Here is a 17,838-nt window from a genome sequence, read left to right as displayed (position 1 = left end):
AGAGGTCACACCCGTTCCCATACCGAACACGGAAGTTAAGCTCTTCAGCGCCGATGGTAGTTGGGGGTTCCCCCCTGTGAGAGTAGGACGTCGCCGGGCTCACTTAAATTTTGACATATTCAAGTGAAAAGGTTAGAATATTCAACTAGTTAAAGAGCTTCATATTTTTAAAGTGTATAAATATTATGGTCCCGTGGTGTAGCGGTTAACATGCCTGCCTGTCACGCAGGAGATCGCCGGTTCGATCCCGGTCGGGACCGCCATTTAATTTAAAACTCATACCGATTCCAGGGATACATTCTGGAATCGGTTTTTTATTTGCGTAAAAAGTTTAATCTATAAATATTGACATAAAGAATCTTCTCAAAAACGCTCGGCACTTGGGGATGCTTCCCGCAACAAGCCAGCCAGAAGACCGCTGTCAGTCTTATTGCTTCAGCTATCCCAGTGAGGCGCCTTCGCTGGAGATTATATGTAATCGTTAGTTCAATATATATATAAGAAGTAATCATAGTATCTTGATTAACCAAAAGGAATCCTTAAAAGTCACTATTTCATCAAAATCCTCTTCTGAAAACCGATTTCGAGCATCGATACTTTCCGATGCATTGCGTTTTCGGTACACTATAATAAGGATATAGAAAGGAACTACAATATGACTAAGGAAATCAGAGTACATTCTGTTCAGGAAACAGAACAAATTGCAGAAAAGTTGGCAGCCCTTCTCACACCGCCTGACGTTATTACGTTGGAAGGTGATCTAGGGGCAGGAAAGACGACATTTACAAAAGCTTTAGCAAAAGGTTTAGGTGTAACACGCACAGTAAATAGCCCGACATTCACGATTATTAAACAATACGAAGGGTTTTATCCGTTCAATCATCTTGATGTCTACAGATTGGCGGATAGCGATGAAGATTTGGGGTGGGATGAATTGTTCTTCGGCGATGCAATTACTGTCGTCGAATGGGCCCATTTAATCGAAGCCGATCTGCCTTCAGAACGTTTGGAAATCCGGCTCACTCATTGCGGCGGAGATGAACGAATGATTACAATTACGCCTATTGGTCCAAGATATGAAGAGATCTGTGAGGGGGTTTTCCAATGATTTGGCTTGGAATTGATACAGCTAATACGCCATTATCAGTGGCGATTGTTAAAGATGGTGTATTGATGATGGAGGAAAATACAGCGCTGGCTGTCAACCATTCGCTTAGTGCCATGCCGGCCATTGAGAATCTGTTGAACAAAGTAGGGATGACACCAGCTGATATTGATAGGATTGCAGTCTCTGAAGGACCAGGTTCTTATACAGGTGTTAGAATCGGTGTAACGATTGCGAAGACGCTTGCATGGACATTAGAGAAACCGCTTGTCGGTATATCGAGTTTGAAAGTGCTCGCTTCCAATGTACTTTTCTTTGATGGAATTATTTGTCCACTTGTCGATGCGAGAAGGGGAAATGTCTATGCGGCGGGCTATCAGTTTGATAAGAGCGGACTTGTTTCAGTTTTCGAAGATGGACACTACTCTCTTGATGAATTGATAGCACGGCTTACGGAACAGGAAAAGCCGGTTCTGTTCGTAGGGAAAGATACGGCATTACATGAACAGGCACTTCTTGAACAGCTTGGACACCGTGCAACGTTTGCTCCATTACAATTCAATCTTCCACGTGCGTCTTCGCTCATACATGCTGCTGAACATTCTGCTAGAGAGGCTGAAGTACATACATTTGTACCAGAGTATCGTCGAATGGCCGAAGCAGAGACGAATTGGCTGAAGGCGCAAGGGAAGGAACCGGGCCGTGGCTAAAGAAGTTTACTATAGACGAATGGTTCGGGAAGATATTCCTTGGGTAGTTAGTATCGAACAGGAATCATTCGCAACGCCATGGACAGCTGAGGTCTTTGAACATGAGATGACAGGAAATGAGTATGCGAATTATGTTGTTGCGGTATATGATGAAGAAGTTATTGGTCACTGCGGAATGTGGATTATACTGGACGAGTGTCATATAACGAACGTCGCCGTGCGTTTACATATGAGAGGCAAGGGTATCGGTGAGCAGTTGATGAGGGAAGCGATTGCTTTGTGTAAAAAGATGGATGTACGTGTAATGACGCTTGAGGTGCGGATGACGAACGTTATAGCACAAAGTCTTTATCGGAAATTAGGGTTTAAAGACGGCGGCATTCGAAAAAACTATTATACGGACAATCATGAGGATGGTCTCGTTATGTGGGTGGAATTCAAATGACAAAAGACATTTATATAGTAGGGATTGAAACAAGCTGTGATGAAACAGCGGCTTCCGTTGTAAGAAATGGGAATGAGATAATTTCAAATGTTGTCGCCTCACAAATTATAAGTCAAAAAAGGTTTGGTGGTGTTGTTCCTGAAATTGCATCAAGGCATCACGTTGAACAAATTACTCTAGTCATTGAAGAAGCGCTTATCAGTGCAGGATTGAAACCAAAAGAGTTGGACGCGGTGGCAGTAACCGAGGGACCGGGACTTGTAGGGGCACTTCTGATTGGTGTAAACGCAGCAAAAGCTTTTGCGTTTGCGAATGGATTACCCATTATCGGTGTACATCATATTGCAGGGCATATATATGCCAATGAATTGATGCAACCCATGGCGTTTCCGCTTCTGGCACTTATCGTTTCAGGTGGTCATACGGAGCTTGTTCTTATGGAGGAGCATGGTAGCTTCAAACTAATTGGAGAAACACGTGACGATGCAGCTGGAGAAGCTTATGACAAAGTGGCCCGTGTACTTGGACTTCCTTATCCAGGCGGTCCTCAAATTGATAGGCTCGCGGCAGAAAGTGATGGGGTTGTTGACTTTCCACGGGCATGGCTCGAATCGGATTCGTATGACTTCAGTTTTAGTGGCCTAAAATCATCCGTCATTAACTATAAACATAATCTGGAACAGCGTGGGGAAAAAGTGAACCCGCATCATGTGGCAGCCGGCTTTCAAGTAAGCGTTGTAGAAGTTCTAACAACAAAAGCGGTTAAAGCGGCGAGAGAATATGGAGTGAAACAAGTAATTGCTGCTGGAGGTGTTGCAGCAAATAGTGGGTTACGCGCTTCCCTAGAAGAAGCGTTCGGGAAGGAAGAAATCCCTTTTTATGTTCCACCGATTGCCTTATGCACAGATAATGCGGCAATGATTGCAGCTGCTGGATCGGCAATGTACGTTGATGGAGTACGTGGAACATTGGCAATGAACGGAAAGCCTGGAATGCCATTGGATTCTTGGAAATAATAATGGTAAAAAGAAACACGTAAGTCGTCATATTCAGACAACTTGCGTGTTTCTTTTGTCTAAAACAATTTCTATTTGTCAATAGAGAACGTTCGTACTTATGCACAATCTGTGGATAGGTTGTGTATAACAACAGAATTTAAAGACATAAGCACAATGCTTGTTGGATAACTTTGTGTATAAGATGCTTGTTTTATGTGGACAATGTGGATAACGGGTGTTGATGGGTGATTATATGTACATTACTGGCGTGGATAAGATTGTGGATTAATCATGAGGAAAAAGTACACGTATATTTAGGAATCGACATGTAACGACAAATGAAAGAGTGCCACCTCGAACTGAAATACTTGTCCAGGGTGGCACTCTTTTTTTAGTTAAGTACTTCTAATTCCTCTTGTAGTGACAGCCAATCCTCGGATTTAGTGTCATGTTCAGCCTGTATAGCATCAATCTGGGCTTGCAGTTCCATTAACTTAATATGGTCATCAGCAAACTCAGGGTTCACAAGTTCTTGTTGAAGTGCAGTCATTTCTGTTTCATATGTTGAAAGCTGTGTTTCAATTTCAGCTATTGCCCTTGTTAACCGTCTTTCTTGCCGTTTAAGTTCTTTGTTGTCTTCATTCTTTTTTTCATTGGAAGAAGTGGTTGTTTGTTGAATGGTTCCTGATTCTGCGAGAAGTTCTTTTTGTTCCAATTTCTTTTCGAGGAAGTAATCGTAATCCCCGAGATATTCGGCTGCACCGCTAGCACTTATGTCGATTACTTTCGTTGCAATCCGGTTAATGAAATACCGATCATGTGAGACAAAGAGGATTGTGCCTGGGAAGTCATCCAATGCATTTTCTAAAACTTCTTTACTATCAAGATCGAGATGGTTCGTTGGCTCATCCAATATGAGTGTATTGGACTTTTTCAACATTAGTTTTGCGAGTGATAACCTGGCTTTTTCTCCGCCTGAAAGGGAAGTGACGTTTTTCTCGACATCTTCTCCTGTGAATAGGAAGCGTCCCAAAACATTGCGAATGTCTTTTTCATTCATCATAGGCCAGTCATCCCATAATTCCTGCAATACAGTTCCATTGCCGATAAGTGTCGCTTGTTCCTGATCATAGTAACCAAACTGGACGTTTGTTCCGTAACGGATTTTACCGGATAGTGGTTCTTGCTTTTTAATGATTGTTTTCAGCAGGGTTGACTTACCGACACCGTTTGGTCCAATGATAGCGATGCGGTCTTGTTTATAAACATGCATGTCCAGTCCACTTGAGACGGGAATTTCCTCATAGCCGACAGCGACTTCGTCAAGCGCAAGTACATCGTTTCCGCTGGGACGGTCAATGGTGAAGGTGAATTTAGCTGACTTTTCGTCTCCATCCGGTGATTCCATCCAGTCCGTACGTTCAAGAAGTTTTCGGCGACTTTTCGCCATTTTAGAAGTCGATGCGCGCGCTATATTTTTTTGGATGAAGTCTTCAAGTTTTGCTTTCTCGCTGACATCCCGTTCGAACAGTTTTTGATCACGTTCGTAGTTTTTCGCTTTTTCATCAAGATAAGCACTGTAGTTTCCTGTGTATTTCATAACCTTACGTCTGGATACTTCATAAACAATCGTTACAATCTCGTCTAAGAAATACCTATCATGGGAAACGATTAATATAGCGCCTTCATAAGAAACGAGGTACTTTTCAAGCCAGCCCAATGTTTCGATGTCCAGGTGGTTCGTCGGTTCATCCAAAATAAGTAAGTCAGGCTTGCTTAAGAGCATTTTTGCAAGTGCCAGTCTTGTCTTTTGCCCACCCGATAAAAGGTTTACATTTTTATCGTAATCCTCTGGGTAAAAACGCATGCCGTGTAGGACGGAACGTGTATCGGATTCATATTGGTAACCGCCCGAGTCTTTGAATTCAATTTGTAGTAGATCGTATTCTTTCATGACACGTTCATAGTCAACGGGGTCTTCGTATACTGTCGGATCCGCCATTTGCCCTTCAAGAGAACGCAACCGCCTTTCCATTAAATGAAGGGATTTGAAGACAGTCATCATCTCTTCCCAAACCGTCAATGTCGAGTTAATGCCGGAATGTTGTTCGAGGTAACCAATTCGTACGCCTTTCGGGACGATTAAATCACCTGTATCCGCAGTCATTTCTCCCGCAATAATTTTAAGTAATGTCGATTTTCCCGCTCCATTGCGTCCAACGAGTGCGACACGGTCACGGTGCTGCACTTCAAGTTTTACATTTGTTAATATATCGGTTCCTGAAAAGGATTTTGTTAGTCCATTTACTTGTAATATAATCATAATTGAACACCTCTATTCCTTTATAGTTTAAAGGAACCGTTGAGTCCGCGCAATGATAGGCTTTACAAGTATTCACTTCTGACGTACGATAGAATCGGTTCATAGTACGTGCAGGAGGTAAAAAATGAATGACGTGACATTAAAGATTCCACAGGCAACGTCAAAGCGATTGCCTCTCTACTATAGATTCCTGCAGAACTTCGCAAATGCAGGGAAAAAACGCGTATCATCGAGTGAGTTGAGCGATGCTATGAAAATTGATGCAGCTACAATACGACGTGATTTTTCACATTTTGGAGCACTTGGTCGTAAAGGGTATGGGTACGATGTGCAATATCTTGTCGATTTCTTCCGGCAAACACTCGACCAGGATGAAGAAACAGATGTCGCCCTTATCGGAGTAGGAAGCCTTGGGAATGCTTTTTTGAAATATAACTTTCATAAAAACCACAACACACGTATTGTCCTCGCATTTGATCCGAAAGCTTCTGACGATGGAAAAGAAATGAGCGGTATTCCAGTTTTTCATCCAGAATTGTTGGAGGAGAAAATCAAGAAATTCGGTATTGAACTTGTTATTCTTACGGTACCTTCACGTATTGCGCAAGAAGTGACAGACGACCTTGTGAAAATAGGTGTGAAAGGGATTCTTAACTTCACGCCTGTACGCCTTTCAGTACCGGATTCCGTGCGGGTGCATACAATCGACTTATCAGTAGAACTACAGACATTGATCTACTTTATCAAAAATGACGTAAAAGATTCACAAATGTAACAGCACGTCAATAGTAATACAAGCTGTTTTCGTGTAAAATAGAAGTATTCTGAAGGAGGTGTCCGAGATGCCAGGTCCAATGAGTTTAGTTATTATAGCAATCATTGCATTGCTCGTATTCGGTCCGAAGAAGTTGCCTGATATTGGAAAGGCGTTCGGTTCTTCATTGCGCGAATTCAAAAACGCGACGAAAGGTCTTGTCGATGACGAGAACGATGTGAAGAAAGTGGAAATTGAGAAAGCGGAAGTAAAGAAAGAAGAAGTTAAGTGAGTTAGGATGTTTGTCCGATGATAGAAAAAAACTTAACAGTTATTGAACATATAGATGAAATTAGGAAACGGCTGATGATTATCGTCGTTTTCTTTGTTGTTGCAGTAGTTGGAAGTTTTTTCTTAGCGAAGCCGCTCATTCAGTTTTTGCAATATGATGGTGAAGCAAGAAATATAACATTGAATGCATTTAATGTACTTGATCCAATTATGATTTACGTGAAAGTCATTGTTTTTATCGCGTTTATCATTATATCACCGGTACTGATGTATCAGTTGTGGGCATTTATATCGCCAGGGTTACATGAGACCGAACGAAAAGCGACACGCAATTATATTCCTTTTACATTTCTTCTCTTTGTCGGAGGAATTGCGTTTTCCTATTTTGTTCTACTCCCCTATGTGCTGAAATTCATGATGAACTTATCGTCAGAGTTGGATATCACGCAAACGATAGGTATTGATGAATACTTTTCGTTTCTATTTCAAATACTCATACCTTTTGGCTTCATCTTTCAATTGCCTATCGTCTTGCTGTTCTTAACAAGATTGGGCATTTTGAATCCGAAGACGCTTGTGAAGGTACGGAAGTATGCATACTTTGTGCTTTTCGTCATTGCGGCATTCATCACACCGCCGGATCTGTTTTCCCACCTATTCGTTACGGTACCGCTCTTTGCGCTTTACGAATTAAGTATTTTCATTTCCCGTTTCGGATATAGAAAATATTTAAAAGCAGAACAACAGCGGCAGGCAGAAGAGGAACAGGCGGAACAGCAACGTATTTTCGAAGAAGTGAAAGCGCATCAGCAACGTCAGATTGAAGAAGTTCAAGCCCGATTGGAACAACAGAAAGACGAGCAGTACTAAAAAAAGTCTTCCAAACCGTATCGTACGGAATGGAAGACTTTTTTTCATTGGAAAAATACGATGATCGCTTGTTTCATTTCTTGTAGTTTTAAAATCTTATCGGCATTCAATTGAACAATAACGACAAATCCATTCATCAGCATATGGGAAATCATCGGTGCCCATAGTCTTTTGGTGTGGTAGTACACATAGGCGAAGACGAAAGCAGGCGCCATGTACATGAGAATATGCTGAAACTCATTATGCACTGCGGCGAAAATGAGTGCACTGACGATAGCCGCAATCCAAACGTTTGTCTTCATATAAATACCACCAAAAATTACACGTCTGAAAATGATTTCTTCAAGGAATGGTGCAAAAATCACCATCGAAATAATAACGATTGGAGAGAACTTGGCGACTTCGGATAAGACGGCTGTATTCTCGGACCCTAGTTCGATTCCGAGCAATGTCTCAATTCCGGCAGCGAGCATTTGTCCGCCCATTGCAAGGAAAAAACCGAGGAAGCCCCAAAGGACTGTTTTACCGATTGAAGCTTTTTTACCTTTAAAGACAGTGAAAAACTTCTTATTCGGTATGATGAAGGCAAGAAATACAATGGCCGCAAGCGTATTGACGATGAACAATGTCCAAGCGAAGCCGTTATACGTGGCCAACTCGGCAGTCATCCCTTCTTTACCTTTAAAATAGCTGATCAATACTTTCACAAGGTAAACACTGCTGACTTGCATCACGATGTATGTCAATAGAAGGTAGATATAGATTTTCCAGTTTTTCATAATCCCACCCTTTCAACTGTGGCTGACGTCCATTTTAGCTGTTTTGCGCAACTTTAGCAAAGAGAAAATGTCCGAAGTATTTTACTTGCAATTCATGCAAATCTTCATTATGATTAAAAATGTATTAGCACTCTTGTTAACTGAGTGCTAAATAAGCACTATTTACTTTGAGGAGGTTGTTTCACTTGTTGAAACCATTAGGTGACCGTATCGTAATCGAACTGATTGAAGCTGAAGAAAAAACGTCAAGCGGGATTGTATTACCGGATTCTGCTAAAGAGAAACCGCAAGAAGGACAAGTCATTGCGGCAGGTACAGGACGTGTTCTTGAAAACGGCCAACGTATCGACCTAGAAGTAAAAGAGGGCGATCGGATCATTTTCTCAAAATACTCAGGTACTGAAGTTAAATATGAAGGAAATGAATATCTGATCCTGCGTGAAAGCGATATTTTAGCGATCATCGGTTAATTTTCACATGATTGATGACTAGACGAATACACGAAAAACCAGGAGGGAAATTATAAATGGCTAAAGAAATTAAATTCAATGAAGATGCACGTAGTGCAATGCTTCGTGGTGTAGATACATTAGCGGATGCTGTTAAAGTAACACTCGGACCAAAAGGACGGAACGTTGTTCTTGAGAAAAAATTCGGTTCACCTCTTATTACAAATGATGGTGTGACAATCGCACGTGAAATCGAACTTGAAGATGCGTTCGAAAACATGGGTGCAAAACTTGTTGCAGAAGTTGCTTCTAAAACAAACGAAATCGCAGGTGACGGTACAACAACAGCTACTGTTCTAGCACAAGCGATGATCCGTGAAGGATTGAAAAACGTTACAGCAGGTGCAAATCCTGTTGGAATCCGTAAAGGAATCGAAAAAGCAGTAGCGACAGCTGTTGAAGGTTTGAAAGACATTTCCCAAGAAATCGAAGGAAAAGAATCGATTGCTCAAGTAGCAGCAATCTCTTCCGGAGACGAAGAAGTGGGTACGTTGATCGCTGAAGCGATGGAGCGCGTTGGAAACGACGGTGTTATCACACTTGAAGAGTCAAAAGGATTCACGACAGAACTCGATGTAGTAGAAGGTATGCAATTCGACCGTGGATATGCATCTGCTTACATGGCGACAGATACAGACAAAATGGAAGCGGTTCTAGATAATCCATATATTTTGATCACCGACAAAAAGATTACGAACATCCAAGAAATCCTTCCTGTACTTGAGCAAGTTGTTCAACAAGGTAAGCCACTTCTAATGATTGCAGAAGATGTTGAAGGCGAAGCGCTTGCTACACTTGTGGTCAATAAACTACGTGGTACATTCAATGCTGTTGCTGTTAAAGCACCAGGATTCGGTGACCGTCGTAAAGCGATGCTTGAAGATATCGCAATCTTGACTGGTGGAGAAGTGATCACGGAAGACCTTGGTCTTGACTTGAAATCTGCTGAAATCACTCAACTTGGTCGAGCTTCGAAAGTTGTCGTAACAAAAGACAACACGACAATCGTTGAAGGTAATGGGGATTCTGCAAGAATTGAAAGCCGTGTACATCAGCTTCGTTCACAACTTGAAGAAACAACTTCTGAATTCGATAAAGAGAAATTGCAAGAACGTCTTGCGAAACTTGCAGGTGGCGTAGCAGTGATCAAAGTCGGAGCAGCAACTGAAACTGAACTTAAAGAACGTAAACTTCGTATCGAAGACGCATTGAATTCTACACGTGCAGCTGTCGAAGAAGGCATCGTATCAGGTGGCGGTACTGCACTTGTAAACGTTTATAAGAAAGTAGAAGCACTGCTTGAAAATGAAGAAGGTGACGCAGCAACAGGCGTGAAAATCGTACTTCGTGCGCTTGAAGAGCCAGTTCGTCAAATCGCAAACAACGCAGGTCTTGAAGGATCTATCGTCGTAGATCGCCTTAAGCGAGAAGAAGCTGGTGTTGGCTTCAACGCAGCTGACGGCACATGGGTAAACATGATGGAGGCTGGCATCGTGGACCCAACAAAAGTGACACGTTATGCTCTACAAAACGCAGCATCTGTTGCGGCTATGTTCTTGACTACTGAAGCTGTAGTGGCTGACCTACCTGAACCAGCAGGCGCTATGGGTGGCGGAATGCCTGATATGGGCGGTATGGGCGGCATGATGTAAGAAGAACCTTGAACCCTTGATGTGTAAGGGTTTGTAAGGTGAAGATTAGTGTAATGCTAACCTTTTGTTAACCTTAAGGTTTTGAAGTCGCTTAATTTCAACAATCTGAGAAGACTTTTTGTAAGTTCATTGAACTTATGAAAGGTCTTTTTTGATTTTGAATACCTGTGACAAAGACCATTCCTGAGACAAATAGTCGAAATCGGATTCTTGAATATACGGAAGCTCGATGTCGAGTTTTAATAGGCTCAATATTTTTTGTACATAATCAGGAACTGCAAGCATGTTTACTGGAGAATCAAAATCAAATGCTTCTTTCATCTGCAAATTCATAAATGGGAATGGGCAGTATTGTTTCGTGTTCAAAAGATCTTCACAGAAGTTATCTATCAATTTAACCACTATTTTTCTTATAGGGTAGTGTAAGAGTCGCAGACTATTTTTTACATATTAATTCGTAAGGTTTATTTTTGTGAAAGTTCTATCTTCCTCCTTTACCTTCCTGCGAAAAAATGGGATATTATAACTATTGAGTTTACTAGAGGAGGAGAAGAATGATTACCTGCGGGTTATTATTTTATAGTAAAGAGTATTGCGAGGTGGTTATTTCTAAACGCTGGATGGGGCAATGCCTATGAAAATATTGGACGTAGATTTATTTCAAGAAGGGCTTCGGCGCAACATTACTATGTTAGACAGGTTAAGCGGTGAGATGGAAGCGATCAACCATGCAGTGGAGGGTCTAGTTCAGATGGAAGAGCAATTTAAAGGAGCAGGAGGTAATGCCATCCGTTCCTTTTACCGAGAATGTCATTTACCATTTCTTCATATTTTCAAGTTGTTTACAGAACAGTACAAACAAGTGCTTCGCCAAATGGAGGCAGCACTTCATTCACTCGAACCTGATTCAACCGGTTACATAGTAGAACAATTCCTAGAGGGTGAGCTAGAACAGGGACTTACGCTTATTGGTCACCTCACCGCTAGTTTGACGGATGAGGCAAACAGTATCATGGATCAGGTGAGTGATATTGTCGGACTGCCCCACTTAGATGATAGCGGAGTACAAGAGGGAGTCATTCGTTCTAAGAGGAAACGTGATGCTACCATCTTACAACTTTATGAATTTGATGCAACACAGACTTTCGCGCTGAATCCAATTGAACAAGATTTGCAGACGATGAGCACGTGGCTTATGGATATGGAGGGACTTTTCCAAGCGGGGGTCGGAGACGTAAACTTCATACCAAGCCAATGGAACGTTCTGACGTTTAGAAGTGAAATTAGAACGGAACTGTTCCCGAAAGTGTACTTGAATCCTAGTGACTTATGGATAAAGGAACAAGAACAGCTAATCGGTACGATGATTACTGCGGCCACTTTCCAAACCCTAGAAGGGAAAAAAGTATCCACTGTCGAAGAGAATCTACAGGAAAATGTAAAATACCATATGTATGAAAGTGGTTTGCTTATTAAAGAGTATGTTGTAGGCCAAACAGTTTTCTATGAAGTTGTTTCCAAAGTTGAATATAAAGTAGAAGAAATCGTTAAAGTCGACAAACCGAAAGAAAACAAATTACTAGATTCTTTTCAGTTTGTATTAGATATTGCAGGACTTGTACCTGTTATTGGTGAAGCAGCAGATGGCGTAAATGGTGTCATCTACACGGCGAGAGGGGATACATTAAATGCGGCCCTTTCTTTTGGAGCGATGATTCCAGTTGCTGGCTGGGCAAGTACGGGTGGAAAATTAGCCTTAAAAGGAAATGATTTAAATCAAGTAAGTAAAGTGGTAAGTACAAAGAAGATGGAGTCCATCTATTCCCCAATTTACCATGATGTCGTCAACAGCCCACTGGGAAAAACTCAAAATCAACTAGATCTCTTAACTAACACTCATTACCAATTGGGTACGCCAAATGCCTTTACATTCAATATACCATTTGGAAAAACAGATATTCCTACGAGTATAAAAAGTGGAGATGTCGATGTTAAGGCTGAAGTAAAGAATGAGGATGTTGGGGCTAAGGGTATAGTTAAAGATAGGCAGATAGACTATACTAGGGGTTTTGACGTAGAGCCTAAATATAGCTCTTATGAGCAAAGGGTAAAAACCACACCTGTTAATAAAGGTGAATGGAATAGCGAACGAGCAGAGTCGTTATTTATCTCTGATAAGACCGGAGAAGTTAAAAAATATCTTGATGAAGCCGGTGTTGACGGAGTTGAGTACAAAAACGGAATGCCGGACTTTTCATCATTTTCCAAAGGTGAAATAAAATTAGAAAACATGACTAATGATAGAAAATCAAATTTTTCAACTGCTGATGAAGAATTGGCTAAAAAGTGGAGTACACCAGATAAAAAAATGACAGCAGAAGATGTAGCTGATTGGCGAGAAGATAATAAATATACTTGGCATGAACTGAATGACTTGGAAACGATACAATTGGTACCTAGTAAGATTAATAGTGTTTTTAAACATTTGGGTGGAGTTGGCGAATATAATATAAAAGTTAAGTTAGGAGAGTGATTAAGAATGACAATGATTAATGATGATTTATTTGGGAAACTTGAATATAAAAATAATTTCTGGAGAGGAAAAACAACTATTAGAATGTTTGACTTGGAGAAAGAAATACATTTAAGTATTGATGCACATGAAAGTGCTGATTTCTCAAACGTACAGAGAGAAGCATTTCTTAATTTTATTCAAAATATGAAAAGCATAATAAATGAGGCAGAAGAACAAGTATATGACTACTATAGTGAGAATTATGAAGAATATAGAGAGATGATAGGGAATAAATCGGCAGCAGATAATTTTGCCCCGAAAATTGAATCTACCTCAGATTTAAAAAGTTTAGTGAAGCCAACTGAATTGATTGTAAGAAGAGTAAGAAAGAATGGGAAAAGAAGACTAGGTCTGCTTTGTGATGTCTCTTGGGATATTGAAAATGGGTTAGGAATAAAAATTGAAGATGAAATTGTAGAAGAAGTAGGTTATCAAGATATTGTACTATAACTTACCTAAAAAATTAATGCTAAGATTGACCTTGAATGACTAACAACTCATTCAAGGTTTTTTTTATAGGAATTATTAATAAATGAAAGAGGATAAAAAATATAAAGAAATAAATAAACAATTCATTGTAACTGCTAAACTAAAATCAACAGTTTCCGCCAGATAGAATTGAACACTTTTTTGTCAAGTCATCCAACAGTTCGGCTATGATATTAATATCATCGTTGTTTAACTGGAGGATTTGAAAGGTGGAAAAATTACAGTTGTTCGTCAAGGTGCATCAATTAAAAGATCAAGGATTTAAAGTAGCGGCGATTGTTAGAAAGTTGAGTATTTCTAGAAACACAGTTTATAAGTATCTGGGCATGACCTTCGAAGAGGCATCAGAATGGGTCATAGCATCACAGAGTAGAACGAAGAAATTAGATGCGTATCATAATCTTATTTTAGGGTGGCTTTAGGAACATCCAGATCTTTCTTCAGCGGAAGTACAGGATTGGTTAAAAGAACGTTTTCCCGATTTTAAGGTCGGGGGCAGCACTATTAGGGGCTATGTTTGTGAAATGAGAGATGTTCACCATATACCTAAAATGGTCAGTGTCCGAGATCACGAATCAGTGGAAGAACTGCCAATGGGGCAACTAGTTTCAAGAAGTACAAAAAGAATAGATAATCCTAGACAGTTATTGGCAAGAGATATTAGGGAACTTAGAAGAGTCTATGATGACATACCGAATTCTGCTTTAAATGAGCTTATTGAATTAAACAAAAAAGTGTACCCAGAGATGAGGAAATATAATGAATGGTACTTTTTCTTGCAAAATACAAATGGAGAGCCTGATGAGTGGGAAATTGTGGTGTATGAGTCGAGGTCACCTGAGAATTATATTTATTCACTTACAATGGTAGAGAGTTCATCCGATAAACAGCAATAGCTTTTATGGATATGCATTGAAAACGACACCAAATTATTCGGGTGTTACATTGGTTGAACACGGCGGTGGTCAGAAAGGCGTATCATCTAATTTCGGTTTCATTCCAGAGATGGGCATTGTAGCCGTGGTATTAACGAATTTGGGCGACGTAAGTGCAGATGCAATTTGGCTTGCTGCAATTAATGCAACATTAAATATCTCAATAGATAGAAAAAGAAGCGTAGAACCTCACTATGAAATAAATAAAACTCAGCTGCAACGTATGATAGGGACCTATAAGTCAGATGAAGGTGAAAAAGTTGAGATAAAACAAGGAAATCAAACCATTACTGCTACCGTTGCAAATAAAACCTACAATCTTCGTGCAAGCAACGAAAAAACGCTAGTAATGCTGCCAACTGAAAAGCCAATTCGTTTCTTTTTTGATGAAGAAAACAAAGCTTGGGCTCTATTTATAGGGCTTAGAATGCTAGTGAAATGTGCGAATCCTGGCTAAATGAAATGGATGTAATAACAGTAGACTGAATGTCTGACGAATGGTGGGATTCTTTTTGTGAAAACTCGGAACCGTATGATAAACTTTTCAATGTAAAGATGACGATTGCGGATAATGGATAAAAGAAGGCTTAGAAAGTGGCCTTACAAAAGGTATAGAAAAAGGCGGAGTAGCTGCTTTATCGGAAACAGCAATCCGACTGCTGACTGAAAGGTTCGGCAAAGTACCGAAAGATATGAAAGACGACATTTCAACAACGAATACCACTACTTTGAAACTTTTCACAGTGAATAGTTTTAGATTCTAAGAAATAGACGAGGCTCGAAAATACAATCAATAATGAAGTTTACGAAGTTGGAGTTATCTGCCCAAAAAACACTTATGCAATCATTATTGATTTCCATAGGTGTTTTTCTTTTCGGAAAATGTTTAATCCGATTCTTCTTCATTGTTAAAATCAAATAAACCAATTGATTGGAGGCAATAACATGAGTGATCCTATTATAATTGTCGGGGCCGGTTTGAGTGGTCTTCGTGCAGCATCTTTACTTGTTTCACAAGGTATTGCGTGCAACGTTCTGGAAGCGCGAGGCCGAATTGGGGGTAGAGTGTTAAGCAGGGAGGCTACGGACAAGCCCGAGCTCGGAAAGTTTGATCTAGGTCCTACATGGTTCTGGCCACAGCATGAGCCCGTTATTTCAAGTCTTGTCGAAAGCCTTCGTTTAAAGACATTTGTTCAGCACACCGAAGGAGCAGTTCTTCTCGAGCAATCCAAAAATGATCCAGTCCAACGCCGCCTACTGCCTGAAGGAGCTGTTGAGCAATCGGTTCGACTCGTTGGCGGTATGCAATCACTCGTTGACGCCGTAGCAGCTACACTTCCTCCTGGTACAGTAGAATTGGATACGCGTGTAACGGCAATCCATATGGATAAAGAAGGAATGATCACACTTGATGCAGCCCTTGGTAATGGGAAGGAAAAAAGGATACACGCAAGCGCTGTAATTTTGGCATTGCCACCCCGAATCGCGGCGCATCACATCGCATTTTCGCCTTCTCTTCCTGCTGAGCTTATGACAAGCTTAATGGACAAACCGACGTGGATGGCGGGGCAGGCCAAAGCGGTAGCGATTTATGAACGTCCCTTTTGGCGGGAAGATGGACTTTCTGGTCAAGTCATGAGCTGGAGTGGTCCCTTGCAGGAGATCCACGATGCATCACCCGGTACGGGTTATGGCGCACTCTTTGGTTTTTTTGGGCTACCCGCAAAGATGCGCCAACAACTCGGCGAGGAAAGCCTACGCAAGCTTGTCCTGACTCAGTTAACTCGAATTTTTGGACCATCTGCTGAAAAACCAATTTCCCTTCTGTATAAGGATTGGTCCAGCGATTCGGAAACGGCACTTGAGGATGATGCCAATCCGCTTGGCTCTTTTCCAAACTATGGTCGACCGCCAACTGCTGGTGCCTGGGAGAAAAGAGTCGTTTTTGCTGGTACAGAAACTTCCTCTGCACAAGGGGGCCATCTTGAAGGTGCACTTCGCTCAGCGGAATGTGCGGTTATTGAAGTGTTGGAGTCAGACATAACACAATCATGATACGTTCAACCTAATCGCTTAGGTGCCTACTAGTATTGCAAACAGACGAGGCGTTGCAACTTTAAATGGATCGGAAATGGGCAGGACCAAACTTTTGTTATGACCAGCTACAACAAATGGGGCCTTGCAGTTTTTGGCTGTTTTTCTACGTGTTAGCTTCTAAAGGGCTACAAAACTGATACTCTGAAAATACATTTCGACTGTCGAATAAAGGATGTGTAAACCGACCATACTAGAATCAAGTTAATTGATTCATAGAATGGGAGTGTGGGGAATATGTTGTTGTCGGAAGCGTGGGAAAAATATTGCTTTGATAAAAAAATTGAAGGATACTCTCCTTTAACGTTAAAAATGTATGGTTTTCAATTCAACCTTTTGAAGCGGTATTTTGGTGATGTCACAGTGATAGATATTACAATTGGAAATTTGAAATAATACTTGGGAGAAGCTGGAGCACATTTAAAACCATCTAGTTTGGGCCATCGTGTACGCTTTATCAAGTCGTTGTTTAAATGGATCCATGAGGAAGGTTTTATGTTAAAGAACCCGGCTGCAAAGTTAAAAGAGCCTAAATTAGGGAAACGAATTCCAAAATTTCTTACCAAGCATGAAATTGAACTTCTTCGCGAAGGATGTCATACATCGCAGGAAAATGCTTTATTTGAGTTCTTTTATTCAACAGGTTGTCGAATCGGAGAAGTCGCAAGGTTAAATAGAGACGATATTGATTTCACAGGAAAATCGGTAATTGTCCTTGGGAAAGGTGATAAGGAAAGAGAAGTTTATTTTAATATACGTTGTGCGATTTGGTTGAAAAGGTATTTAGACGAACGTGAGGATGATGAACCCTGTTTGTTTGTCACCGGGCGTAAACCACTGACACGTATGAGTATAGATTCTTTGAGATATGTTATTAAACGCATTTCCAAACGTGCCGGGATCAAAAATACAATTCATCCCCATCAATTGCGTCACAGCTATGCTACGCATATGGTAGACAATGGTGCCCCACTTGAAGTGATTCAAAGTCTTCTAGGTCATGAAAAGAGCGAAACAACAAGGATCTATGCTCATCTCAGCGGGAAGTTAAGATATGACTTTTATAATAAATACTTTTAACGTAAATACTTTTAATAGCCCTGCTTTTGAAAACATAGTATTTCAAGTGTTGTTTAATATGTTAAGATTAAATGAATAGTGTGATTTGATAGATTGAGATTGGATGAGAAATGATGCTTGTGCCGCAAACGGGCCAGATTATGAAATGAATTATTGTATGATTTAAACAACCGGCGATTTATAGGGAGGCGCAAATGAATACTTTTTGGAAACTAAATGTTATCAGTGT

19 protein-coding genes, 1 tRNA gene and 1 rRNA gene are annotated in these 17,838 nt (G+C 40.7%); 18 read left to right on the top strand and 3 right to left on the bottom strand.

Features of this window, described 5'->3' with window-relative positions:
- The 6 genes from rrf to tsaD all read left to right on the top strand — a co-directional run.
- Positions 1 to 99: ribosomal RNA gene (rrf, locus tag FILTAD_RS06530) — 5S ribosomal RNA — on the top strand; the annotation flags it as partial.
- An 88-nt stretch (positions 100 to 187) separates the two neighbouring features.
- Positions 188 to 263 (top strand) — tRNA-Asp (locus FILTAD_RS06525).
- A 392-nt stretch (positions 264 to 655) separates the two neighbouring features.
- Positions 656 to 1,108 carry a tRNA (adenosine(37)-N6)-threonylcarbamoyltransferase complex ATPase subunit type 1 TsaE gene (tsaE, locus tag FILTAD_RS06520; RefSeq protein ID WP_124069691.1) on the top strand — a complete coding sequence of 151 codons (453 nt, stop codon included), beginning with the start codon at positions 656 to 658 and terminating at the stop codon, positions 1,106 to 1,108.
- Positions 1,105 to 1,815, top strand: a complete 711-nt coding sequence (gene tsaB / locus FILTAD_RS06515) for a tRNA (adenosine(37)-N6)-threonylcarbamoyltransferase complex dimerization subunit type 1 TsaB (RefSeq protein ID WP_124069690.1) — start codon at positions 1,105 to 1,107, stop codon at positions 1,813 to 1,815. The genes tsaE and tsaB overlap by 4 nt, the downstream gene beginning before the upstream one ends.
- 19 nt (positions 1,816 to 1,834) lie before the next feature.
- Complete coding sequence (gene rimI / locus FILTAD_RS06510; protein ID WP_124069693.1) at positions 1,835 to 2,260, top strand: ribosomal protein S18-alanine N-acetyltransferase; 426 nt, start codon at positions 1,835 to 1,837, stop codon at positions 2,258 to 2,260.
- A complete protein-coding gene (tsaD, locus tag FILTAD_RS06505) occupies positions 2,257 to 3,276 on the top strand; it encodes a tRNA (adenosine(37)-N6)-threonylcarbamoyltransferase complex transferase subunit TsaD (protein ID WP_124069689.1) in 1,020 nt (339 codons plus the stop codon). The genes rimI and tsaD overlap by 4 nt, the downstream gene beginning before the upstream one ends.
- A gap of 373 nt (positions 3,277 to 3,649) precedes the next feature.
- On the opposite strand, the gene FILTAD_RS06500 is transcribed toward tsaD, so the two are convergent.
- A complete protein-coding gene (locus FILTAD_RS06500) occupies positions 3,650 to 5,581 on the bottom strand; it encodes an ABC-F family ATP-binding cassette domain-containing protein (protein WP_124069688.1) in 1,932 nt (643 codons plus the stop codon).
- Between the two features lie 124 nt (positions 5,582 to 5,705).
- Here FILTAD_RS06500 and FILTAD_RS06495 point away from each other — a divergent pair, with 124 nt between their 5' ends.
- From FILTAD_RS06495 to tatC, 3 genes are all read left to right on the top strand, one after another.
- Entirely contained in the window at positions 5,706 to 6,356 is a 651-nt protein-coding gene (locus FILTAD_RS06495; protein WP_124069687.1) for a redox-sensing transcriptional repressor Rex, read from the top strand.
- 67 nt (positions 6,357 to 6,423) lie between these two features.
- Positions 6,424 to 6,627, top strand: a complete 204-nt coding sequence (locus FILTAD_RS06490) for a twin-arginine translocase TatA/TatE family subunit (RefSeq protein WP_124069686.1) — start codon at positions 6,424 to 6,426, stop codon at positions 6,625 to 6,627.
- A gap of 17 nt (positions 6,628 to 6,644) precedes the next feature.
- Entirely contained in the window at positions 6,645 to 7,496 is an 852-nt protein-coding gene (gene tatC / locus FILTAD_RS06485) for a twin-arginine translocase subunit TatC (RefSeq protein WP_124069685.1), read from the top strand.
- A 44-nt stretch (positions 7,497 to 7,540) separates the two neighbouring features.
- Here the strand turns inward: tatC and FILTAD_RS06480 are convergent, their stop codons facing one another.
- Positions 7,541 to 8,275, bottom strand: a complete 735-nt coding sequence (locus FILTAD_RS06480) for a CPBP family intramembrane glutamic endopeptidase (protein WP_124069684.1) — start codon at positions 8,273 to 8,275, stop codon at positions 7,541 to 7,543.
- A gap of 185 nt (positions 8,276 to 8,460) precedes the next feature.
- Here FILTAD_RS06480 and groES point away from each other — a divergent pair, with 185 nt between their 5' ends.
- A complete protein-coding gene (groES, locus tag FILTAD_RS06475) occupies positions 8,461 to 8,745 on the top strand; it encodes a co-chaperone GroES (RefSeq protein WP_124069683.1) in 285 nt (94 codons plus the stop codon).
- A 56-nt stretch (positions 8,746 to 8,801) separates the two neighbouring features.
- A complete protein-coding gene (gene groL, locus FILTAD_RS06470; protein ID WP_124069682.1) occupies positions 8,802 to 10,436 on the top strand; it encodes a chaperonin GroEL in 1,635 nt (544 codons plus the stop codon).
- Positions 10,437 to 10,571: 135 nt separating this feature from the next.
- On the opposite strand, the gene FILTAD_RS06465 is transcribed toward groL, so the two are convergent.
- Positions 10,572 to 10,838, bottom strand: a complete 267-nt coding sequence (locus tag FILTAD_RS06465; protein WP_238988172.1) for a hypothetical protein — start codon at positions 10,836 to 10,838, stop codon at positions 10,572 to 10,574.
- A 232-nt stretch (positions 10,839 to 11,070) separates the two neighbouring features.
- Here FILTAD_RS06465 and FILTAD_RS06460 point away from each other — a divergent pair, with 232 nt between their 5' ends.
- The 7 genes from FILTAD_RS06460 (at position 11,071) to FILTAD_RS06430 (ending at position 17,609) form a co-directional block, all read left to right on the top strand.
- Positions 11,071 to 12,969, top strand: a complete 1,899-nt coding sequence (locus FILTAD_RS06460) for a T7SS effector LXG polymorphic toxin (protein WP_160117578.1) — start codon at positions 11,071 to 11,073, stop codon at positions 12,967 to 12,969.
- Between the two features lie 6 nt (positions 12,970 to 12,975).
- Positions 12,976 to 13,461 carry a DUF6985 domain-containing protein gene (locus tag FILTAD_RS06455; RefSeq protein ID WP_124069680.1) on the top strand — a complete coding sequence of 162 codons (486 nt, stop codon included), beginning with the start codon at positions 12,976 to 12,978 and terminating at the stop codon, positions 13,459 to 13,461.
- 248 nt (positions 13,462 to 13,709) lie between these two features.
- Positions 13,710 to 13,922, top strand: coding sequence for a helix-turn-helix domain-containing protein (locus FILTAD_RS06450; RefSeq protein WP_124069679.1), 213 nt, complete (start codon positions 13,710 to 13,712; stop codon positions 13,920 to 13,922).
- A 102-nt stretch (positions 13,923 to 14,024) separates the two neighbouring features.
- On the top strand, positions 14,025 to 14,396 hold the full coding sequence (locus FILTAD_RS16070) for a hypothetical protein (protein WP_238988171.1): 372 nt from the start codon (positions 14,025 to 14,027) through the stop codon (positions 14,394 to 14,396).
- A 16-nt stretch (positions 14,397 to 14,412) separates the two neighbouring features.
- Positions 14,413 to 14,892, top strand: coding sequence for a hypothetical protein (locus tag FILTAD_RS06440; RefSeq protein ID WP_124069678.1), 480 nt, complete (start codon positions 14,413 to 14,415; stop codon positions 14,890 to 14,892).
- Between the two features lie 488 nt (positions 14,893 to 15,380).
- Entirely contained in the window at positions 15,381 to 16,490 is a 1,110-nt protein-coding gene (locus tag FILTAD_RS06435; RefSeq protein ID WP_124069677.1) for a flavin monoamine oxidase family protein, read from the top strand.
- A gap of 438 nt (positions 16,491 to 16,928) precedes the next feature.
- A complete protein-coding gene (locus FILTAD_RS06430; RefSeq protein ID WP_238988170.1) occupies positions 16,929 to 17,609 on the top strand; it encodes a tyrosine-type recombinase/integrase in 681 nt (226 codons plus the stop codon).
- The last annotated feature ends 229 nt before the right edge of the window (positions 17,610 to 17,838 follow it).

The sequence above is a fragment of the Filibacter tadaridae genome, from assembly GCF_900609045.1.
Lineage (GTDB): Bacteria > Bacillota > Bacilli > Bacillales_A > Planococcaceae > Sporosarcina > Sporosarcina tadaridae.
The sequence above is the reverse complement of the archived record's forward strand: the minus strand, read 5'-3'. Positions and strand labels throughout refer to the sequence as shown.